Below are 8,863 nucleotides of genomic sequence, written 5' to 3'. Positions count from 1 at the left end.
CGCGCTTCGACGACCGGGATGTTTCCGGTACTCATCGTCATGCTTATCCTTGTGCTCACTTGATCGTATTGCCCCACAGCGACGTGTCGTCCACGTTCGACTTCGTCACGAGAGGTGCGGGCAGCTGGTCTTCGAGAATGCCGGGCGACAGCTGGATGATGTTGCTGCCGTGATCCGTCGCACCGGGCTTGAAGGTCTGCCCCGCAAGCGCCGCCTTGATGTAGTACAGGCCGTACTTCGCATACAGGTCCGCCGGCTGGGACATGGTTGCGTCGATATCGCCGCGGCGGATTGCATCGAACTCCTGAGGAATGCCGTCGTTGCTGACGATCACAATGTGCTTCGGATCGCCCGCGCTGAAGAGCATCTGTTTGCGACGCAGCGTCTGCAGCGTCGGTGCCAGGTACACACCCCCCGCCTGCATATAGATCGCCTTCACGTCAGGGTTCGCGGTCAGCAGCGTATCGAGCGCGGTCGCCGCCACATCGCCCTTCCAGCCCGCCGGAATCTCGAGCAGCGACAGCCCCGGATATTTCTTCAGGCAGGCGCGAAATGCTTCGGACCGGTCGCGCCCGTTCACCGACGCCAGATCGCCCATGATCTGCACGACCTTGCCCGATTTCACATGGGCGCCGATGTAGTCGCACGCCTTTGAGCCGTATGCGCGATTGTCCGCACGCACGACCATCGCCACCTTGCCCTGGGTCGGCGCCACGTCCACCGCGACCACCGGCACGTTCTTCGCAGCGGCCGCGTCCAGCGCGCGGCTGATCGCCGCCGAATCCAGCGGACCGACGACGATGCCCTTGGCCCCCAGGTTCAGCAGGCTGTTCATGTCGGTGATCTGCTGGGCCGGGTCGCCGTTCGAGTTCACCGGCGCCAGGATGGCAAGCCCCATCTCTTTCGCATACGTGGGCAGGTAGTTGTTGTACGACTGCCAGAACGGCGACGTGAGCAGCGGCAGATCCAGCCCGATCCGGCCCGCTTCGTCCGCGTGGGCAGGTGTACCGAAGCCCGCGCCCAGACTGAAGGCAGCGAGGCTCGCGATGGAAATGGTGTGGCGCACGAAACGACGGGCCGTGGCTAGCCCCTTGATGAACGTCATTGATCTGGTCTCCTGGTTATCTGCCTGTTTGATCTGTTCCGGCGATCGGAACGGGACGTGACGACTACCGGACACGGGATTAAGTTTACCCGTGAACATATTATTCTTATATGAACAACGCTAAGTCAAGTGACATAAGCAGAACGGCCGCTGGGACTTTCCCTGGCACCCTGGCGCCGCTCGAATGCAAAGCATGCTTAGACCCAGCGTGATGTCGCTTGCGGAACAGAAAAAGGCGAGTTGCCTCCGATGCAAATGAGATCGCCGAATCGCTTAAAGCTGTCGGAACGAACTGAACTGAACTGATGTCGTACGATGAACAGACTGAAGAGTCTGGGGATCAGTTCGGCGAATATCATTTTGATCTGGATAGCTAATCAATATTTAGCGGTGACACAGCAGGCCTTGCAATGAACTTCTCGCGGCCTCAGGGCATGTATCGTTCACCGTCAGTCCAGCCTGGCGAAACCAGTACGGCTAAATAGGTGCAAAGAGAAAGATCAATAAATTTAAAAGCTTGTGTCATGAGTTTGCGGCACTGTCACGCGCCAGCAATCCAACCCGCTCCCTACGCAAACGTTATCGCGGGATAACGGAATCTTGTCGATGGCCCCCGCTCGCGCGGATCGAGGTGGCTCAAGCGAGGCCTGATCGTCCTGCCCGTGTTCGCCGCCGCGCTCGGTGTGAAGGTACTCATTGAATAACCGACCGGGCCAAGGCCGTCCGCCTCCTCATAACGCCTTGTACATAATGGCGGTCGAATCGGGCCGCTTCTCCAGCGTGCCATGGCAAAAACTTCACACTCACACCGGACATCCGATAACCAGTTCGGCATAGCGCGCCGGCACATCATGCATCCCGTATGAAGTTCGCACGATTCGACATGGCTTTTCCGACCCACTAGCTCGATTTCTGACCGACGTCGGCGTGTGCCGGTTTGACGGCACTCGCTGCAGCAGGAGCTACTGCCGCGGGTGCTGATTGGCCGGATCGCACCGTATGCTGGTTGCCGACAGGTTGAGTCACGACGCCGTCGGCTGGGCCGGAGGCCGGCTTGATCTCAGGTGACGGCTTGGGCGCTTCAGCCGCCTTGATCGCAATATCTGCAGCTTTGTCCATCGCATACTTCATCAGGTCGATCAGATCGGCTTTCTTCATCGCCGTGCCGTCTACTGCATTGTTCGTCTGATTCATCGCGATCAGACATATGTTTGCCATCGAAATATCGAGGAAGGTCGCGGCGGCGTCCTTGTTTGCGAGAAGCTGAAGATTTTCCACGACCCGGTTGATAGCTTCGATCTGGCCTCCGGCTCCGAGCAGTTTGGTGAGCGTTGCGGAAACCTCGGTTTCCTGGTTCCGGCTCCTGATCGCGGCGGCTGCCTCAAAACAGCCTTGGCCATGTGCATCGAAAATGGCTACGTTACTGTCCGCATTCCAGGCGACAAAGGTCGTGTGGAGATCGCCCTGGGAGACACGCTTGCTGTCGCCATCCATCACAAAGCCGTGATCCGCAACGGTCATACCCGTAAGCACAGGTTTATTGTTCGCGCAGCCGACCAGCAGCGCACCACTCAGAAGAGTCACGACATATCGCATGCGAATCATAAATCCCCCGGCCAGATTGAAATATCGAAAGCGTGGCATCCAGATGCGTGTCAGAAATTTTGCAACGCTTGATCACCTGCAGTTCAATGCACTTCGTAGAGTGCGGCCATTCAGAATGACGACGCTGAGCTGTCCTTGTCGAGTCAGAAAGTTTCCCAGTCCGCCTTCACCACATTTACCGCGATCGCGGCCGGCTTTTCGGTGCTGGTGGTCTCGCCTCCCGGTTTTTGCGACTCCGCGCGACGCGTGGCATGGATCGCGGCAGCAGGATGGTGAGGCTTGCTTCGCGGGATCGCCGTGCGCAACCTGGATTGCCCCGCATCGGCGACCTTGAACACGGACACAGCTTCCGTCAGCATCTTTGCCTGTTCTTCAAGCGACTGCGCGGCGGCGGCGGCCTGTTCAACAAGCGCCGCATTCTGCTGCGTCACCTCGTCCATCTGCCCCACGGTCTGATTGACCTGCTCGATACCCCGGCTCTGCTCCTCGGAAGCAGCCGCGATTTCACCAACGATATCGGACACCTGCTTGATTGCGTGCTTCACATGCCCCATGGTTGTGCCGACTTCGGAAGCCTGTTGCACGCCGCCCTGAATCATTGCCACGGACGAACCGATCAACTCCTTGATCTCCTTGGCGGCAGCGGCAGAACGTTGCGCGAGATTGCGAACCTCGCTGGCAACAACGGCAAATCCCCGCCCCTGCTCACCCGCACGAGCCGCTTCCACGGCGGCATTCAGCGCGAGGATATTCGTCTGAAAGGCAATGCCTTCGATTACGCCGGTGATCTCCGAGATCTTGCTGGAGCTGGCGCTGATCTGGCCAATTGTGGAGACCATTCCCTGAACCGCGCTGTTGCCTGCATCAGCCATGTCCGTGGCGTTCGTTGCCAGCATATTGGCCTGACGCGCACTATCCGCGTTCTGCCTCACCGTCTCGGTTAGCTGGGTCATACTAGCCGCCGTTTCCTCGAGGGAGGCTGCCTGTTCCTCGGTGCGAGCCGACAGATCCGTGTTCCCGGCGTAAATTTCTCTTGCTGCCGTCCGTACCGAGTCCGTAGTGCCGATAACGGTGGCGATAGCGGCTCTCACATGATCCAGTAGCGAATTGAACGCAACCGCAGTCTGTCCGATTTCGTCCATACGATCGACTGGTGCAGCGCGAGTAAGATCGAGCGACGACTTGATGTTCACCATGCTGGACTGCATGCCATTGAGACTGATCTTGATGCCGCGAACAATACCGAGTGCGAATGCACCGACACCGAGCAGTACGGCACTCATCCAGATCACCATGCCCCACAACGAGAAATCAAAGGCAGTTTTATTTTCAGCACGCAAATCGGAACCAAGCTTTGTGTTGTAGTCGATCTGGATCCGCAAATCACTGGCCAGCTTATTTACAGCTGCACCGATGCCGCTGTTCTGATCGGTGAGCAGTGCCAGGATACTACTGGGTTCGCCTGTGCTGGATCTCGCAAAGAACTGGGGGATCTCGGTACGGATGTGCGCCAGATCGGCCTTTGTGGCGTCTGTCATTTCCTGATCTTTGGTATCGGAAATGTCGTTCTTGTTGTAGTAATCGATAAGCTTGCCAACCTTGTCGAGCGATGTAGCGATATTTGCTTCAACCTCTGCTCGCTTTGACGTGTCCGTTGTTAGCCCGTGCCGGTAGAGCGCAAGCTGCAGTGCCGCGGCTTCGGTAATCGTCTTGTCGAGATCCGCGATACTGGGAATGGTATTGACCTGAATGTATTCGAACCTGGTCATCGACTGCAACAGCAAGATGATAGCGGCTGCCCCCGTCATGCAGAGCGCCAGGGCAAGCACGCCAAAGCTGAGAAACAGGCGTTTTGAGATTGTCATGGTTGTCCAGATCGAAGGGGTAGCTGAATATCGGCATAGAACGCGCCGCCAGAAGTCAGCACATGCTGATCTTCTCGTAGGGGTAACCTTCCAGACGTGCAGTTCCTCGTTGCCTGAGCCTATGCGTCAGTCAGATAGTTAGTCTGAATAGACTTCGTCGACGCAAAGGCTGGCAGACCGAATGAACGTGAGCGCTTGCGTACTGACATGGAGTTCAGCAAAGACAAGCGTTAACAGGACGCTGTCACGTTGCCGAAATGCTTGGGTAATATCTTGCGATGAAGAACGAAAGATCGCTCTATCACGCTCATCGCTTTCCGGTGGCGCTCGCGATCCTGAACGCACGCAAGCTTTCCTATTGGGCTTCAGTCCGATTCGGCAGCACTTCGCGCTTATGCGACACCTGCTGCGCGCTTATCGGCATCACCGAAAGTGCGTCTCACTCAGAACAATTCACGTTCGTGGCGCCTTGACGTCGACATCCGCGCCCCAGGATAACCCTGTCGAAACAGCGCTCAACGTACCGATCGACAAACATGGCGCCGCTCTCGGACACATCAAATCAGTCCATGCAGACGATGATGTTTTTTGTGTCCAGGACACCCCGCTGCGGAAACCGGTCAACTCTTCCAGCGCGCACGTCAGCAATCAGTCTGTTCAGTTCGCCCAGTTCCCCGTTCTCGTCGTTCAGCGATATACGGGCGTTCTGGCGCAGATCGCGGATCTGGTTCCGTTCCCGCACAAGCATGGCAAGAGCGCGGCTGCGCGTCATTAGAATCTGTTTTGAGTCGTCCATTTTTAACCCGTGTGCAACACTCCCGGTTTGCTACCGTCCGCAGCCCAGAACGCCATTGCTCTGGCCGCCCGCACTGCGCTACGGCATGCGACTCCTTCGCTGCAGGGCTTTGCCCCAGTTTGATGCGCTGAACGAGGAAACCCCATTGCTATGTATTGCTTATTAAACAGATGAGTAAAGCCGGTTGTGAAACGGGCAGTAGGCAGTGGGACTTGCCGAATACTTTCAGCTCTCTTGAGAAACCTCAGCGCTCGATGATTCTGGGTGCAACGAGCATCTTCGCGGGAAACTGCCTTAATTTGCCGTGTTTTGCACTCTCCCCCCCGCCTCCTTCCACCGGCCTGCCGCCCAGCTTGAATGCACTCACCACCCGCGCCAGATTACCGGCTTGATCGCGCAGGGATTCGGCAGCGACCGAGGCTTCCTCGACCAATTCCGCGTTTTGCCGCGTGATTGCCTCCATCTGGCTGGCCGCCTGGCTGATCTGCGCGATGCCCAGTGTTTGTTCTTCACTCGCCATGGCAATCTCCTCCATGATGCTCGTGGCATGCTTCACACGAGTGACAATATGGTTCATGGCTATGCCGGCCTGATTGACCAGCTCCGCACCCGCGTCAACCTTCTTTGCCGAATCGCCGATCAGCACCTTGATCTCCTTGGCTGCGCTTGCTGAGCGCTGCGCGAGGGTGCGCACCTCGGCGGCGACCACCGCAAAACCCCGCCCCTGCCTCCCAGCTCGTGCCGCCTCGACTGCGGCATTCAGAGCCAGGATATTCGTCTGGAACGCAATGCCGTCGATTACCCCGATAATGTCGTTGATTTTCGTGGACGACTGATTGATTTCACTCATTGTCTGGACTACGCGCGACACGATGGAGGCACCGTCGACTGCAGCTTGCACCGCTGATTCCACCGCCTGATTCGCCTGTCGGACATTGTCCGCATTCTGCCTGACTGTGGTGGTCAATTGTTCCATTGAAGCTGCGGTCTGCTCGAGCGAACTTGCCTGTTCCTCGGTACGGGAAGATAGGTCAAGGTTGCCACTCGCGACCTGGTGCGAAGCGCTGCCGATGGCGTTGCTGGCATCGCGAATCGGTCCGATGGTCGAGATCAGTCTGTTCTGCATCGAGGCCAACGCGTTAAGCATTTTCCCGACCTCGTCATGACGATGGTTCTGGATAATCTCACGGAGATCGCCTCCGGCGACGCGCTCGCATGTGGCGATCGCACGTTCGATCGGCGCCAGCACGCTGCGCCGGAAAAACCATTGCATCAGGATGCTGATAGCAACGACCAGTGGCAAGGTAACGCCGATCTGCTCAAGCATTTTGACCCGAAACATCGCGTCGATATCATCGACGTAGACTCCGGTTACAACGACCCACTTCCAGACCGGGTTAAATGAGTAGAAAGCGAGCTTGGGCTCGGCCTTCGATTCTCCTGGGCGTGGGTAGTCGTATGAATAGAACCCGCTACCGTTGGCTCGAGCGCCTGCCAGAAGGTCGTCGTAAATCGCGGCGCCACTCTGCGTCCTGAAATCGGCCATCGAGTGACCGGCTTTCGTTGCGTCGGGATGTGAAAGCAAGATCAGGTTGTCGTCGAAGACAGAAAAATAGCCATCCGAACCATAATGCATGAGTCCGATTTCGGCTAAAACTGCTTTCTGCGCGTCAGGTAACGACTTCGCACCGGAAGCGACCTGCGCCTGGGCGTTGGAAATCACCCGTCCTGCCAGATCGATTAAATGGCGCAGCTCAAGCTGTCTGCTTTCAATCATGCTGGCGCGAGTCTGCCAGGCACTCCATGCACCTGCTGCAAGCTGTAGCAGGGCAATGAGACCAACCAGAATCAACAGTTGCGCACGCAGGTTTATTCTTCGCATCATGGGTTTACCAAAGTGCATTTGACAAATGCTGGCGTAAAACGCGCCACCGGGCACATGAGCTCACGTGTACTCCAGTACCTGAGCGCACTCAGACGTCATTTCGGCGCGGTCCTGAAAGCTGAGCCCGCATAACAGACCAGCGCGTGCCGAGGATGCTAATTTCACGGTTGAAGCAGCGCTCGCTGAACAATTCGCCGATACCTATCAACTTCCCGATTGGCTCGTGCTCGTCAAATGCCCGAGCGTAAGAGACGGATGCATCGGAATTGCATCGCAACCCATACACACGGGCAACACGGTGCCACCAGGCATCGCAGCCTGCGATCTTCAGGGCGCCCGTTGCCCATAGCGTTTGGTGGCACCACGCGCTTCGACGACCGGGATGTTTCCGGTACTCATCGTCATGCTTATCCTTGTGCTCACTTGATCGTATTGCCCCACAGCGACGTGTCGTCCACGTTCGACTTCGTCACGAGAGGTGCGGGCAGCTGGTCTTCGAGAATGCCGGGCGACAGCTGGATGATGTTGCTGCCGTGATCCGTCGCACCGGGCTTGAAGGTCTGCCCCGCAAGCGCCGCCTTGATGTAGTACAGGCCGTACTTCGCATACAGGTCCGCCGGCTGGGACATGGTTGCGTCGATATCGCCGCGGCGGATTGCATCGAACTCCTGAGGAATGCCGTCGTTGCTGACGATCACAATGTGCTTCGGATCGCCCGCGCTGAAGAGCATCTGTTTGCGACGCAGCGTCTGCAGCGTCGGTGCCAGGTACACACCCCCCGCCTGCATATAGATCGCCTTCACGTCAGGGTTCGCGGTCAGCAGCGTATCGAGCGCGGTCGCCGCCACATCGCCCTTCCAGCCCGCCGGAATCTCGAGCAGCGACAGCCCCGGATATTTCTTCAGGCAGGCGCGAAATGCTTCGGACCGGTCGCGCCCGTTCACCGACGCCAGATCGCCCATGATCTGCACGACCTTGCCCGATTTCACATGGGCGCCGATGTAGTCGCACGCCTTTGAGCCGTATGCGCGATTGTCCGCACGCACGACCATCGCCACCTTGCCCTGGGTCGGCGCCACGTCCACCGCGACCACCGGCACGTTCTTCGCAGCGGCCGCGTCCAGCGCGCGGCTGATCGCCGCCGAATCCAGCGGACCGACGACGATGCCCTTGGCCCCCAGGTTCAGCAGGCTGTTCATGTCGGTGATCTGCTGGGCCGGGTCGCCGTTCGAGTTCACCGGCGCCAGGATGGCAAGCCCCATCTCTTTCGCATACGTGGGCAGGTAGTTGTTGTACGACTGCCAGAACGGCGACGTGAGCAGCGGCAGATCCAGCCCGATCCGGCCCGCTTCGTCCGCGTGGGCAGGTGTACCGAAGCCCGCGCCCAGACTGAAGGCAGCGAGGCTCGCGATGGAAATGGTGTGGCGCACGAAACGACGGGCCGTGGCTAGCCCCTTGATGAACGTCATTGATCTGGTCTCCTGGTTATCTGCCTGTTTGATCTGTTCCGGCGATCGGAACGGGACGTGACGACTACCGGACACGGGATTAAGTTTACCCGTGAACATATTATTCTTATATGAACAACGCTAAGTCAAGTGACATAA

General features: G+C 58.0%; 6 protein-coding genes and 1 pseudogene. 1 reads left to right on the top strand and 6 read right to left on the bottom strand.

Annotated elements, in window-relative coordinates; genetic code table 11:
* Positions 1-55 precede the first annotated feature (55 nt).
* From BCY88_RS35495 to BCY88_RS40765, 3 genes are all read right to left on the bottom strand, one after another.
* On the bottom strand, positions 56-1,105 hold the full coding sequence (locus BCY88_RS35495) for a sugar ABC transporter substrate-binding protein (RefSeq protein WP_120347988.1): 1,050 nt from the start codon (positions 1,103-1,105) through the stop codon (positions 56-58).
* Positions 1,106-2,005: 900 nt separating this feature from the next.
* The gene (locus BCY88_RS35490; protein WP_147408603.1) at positions 2,006-2,749 is read right to left on the bottom strand and encodes a hypothetical protein; all 744 of its coding nucleotides are present in this window, start codon (positions 2,747-2,749) and stop codon (positions 2,006-2,008) included.
* A gap of 104 nt (positions 2,750-2,853) precedes the next feature.
* Entirely contained in the window at positions 2,854-4,575 is a 1,722-nt protein-coding gene (locus tag BCY88_RS40765) for a methyl-accepting chemotaxis protein (protein WP_120348753.1), read from the bottom strand.
* Between the two features lie 322 nt (positions 4,576-4,897).
* Between BCY88_RS40765 and BCY88_RS40835 the strand changes: the two are divergent.
* Positions 4,898-5,002, top strand: a pseudogene (locus BCY88_RS40835) (IS6 family transposase); the annotation flags it as partial.
* Between the two features lie 135 nt (positions 5,003-5,137).
* Here BCY88_RS40835 and BCY88_RS40025 read toward each other — a convergent pair.
* The 3 genes from BCY88_RS40025 to BCY88_RS35470 form a co-directional block, all read right to left on the bottom strand.
* Positions 5,138-5,371 carry a hypothetical protein gene (locus BCY88_RS40025; RefSeq protein WP_183081528.1) on the bottom strand — a complete coding sequence of 78 codons (234 nt, stop codon included), beginning with the start codon at positions 5,369-5,371 and terminating at the stop codon, positions 5,138-5,140.
* A gap of 244 nt (positions 5,372-5,615) precedes the next feature.
* Positions 5,616-7,274 (bottom strand): methyl-accepting chemotaxis protein, encoded by a 1,659-nt coding sequence (locus BCY88_RS40760; protein ID WP_120348752.1) that lies wholly within the window; start codon positions 7,272-7,274, stop codon positions 5,616-5,618.
* Positions 7,275-7,675: 401 nt separating this feature from the next.
* Positions 7,676-8,725, bottom strand: a complete 1,050-nt coding sequence (locus BCY88_RS35470; protein WP_120347988.1) for a sugar ABC transporter substrate-binding protein — start codon at positions 8,723-8,725, stop codon at positions 7,676-7,678.
* Positions 8,726-8,863: the final 138 nt, after the last annotated feature.

This window comes from Paraburkholderia fungorum (genome assembly GCF_003610895.1).
In the GTDB taxonomy this organism is placed as follows: Bacteria; Pseudomonadota; Gammaproteobacteria; order Burkholderiales; family Burkholderiaceae; genus Paraburkholderia; species Paraburkholderia fungorum_B.
The sequence above is the reverse complement of the archived record's forward strand: the minus strand, read 5'-3'. Positions and strand labels throughout refer to the sequence as shown.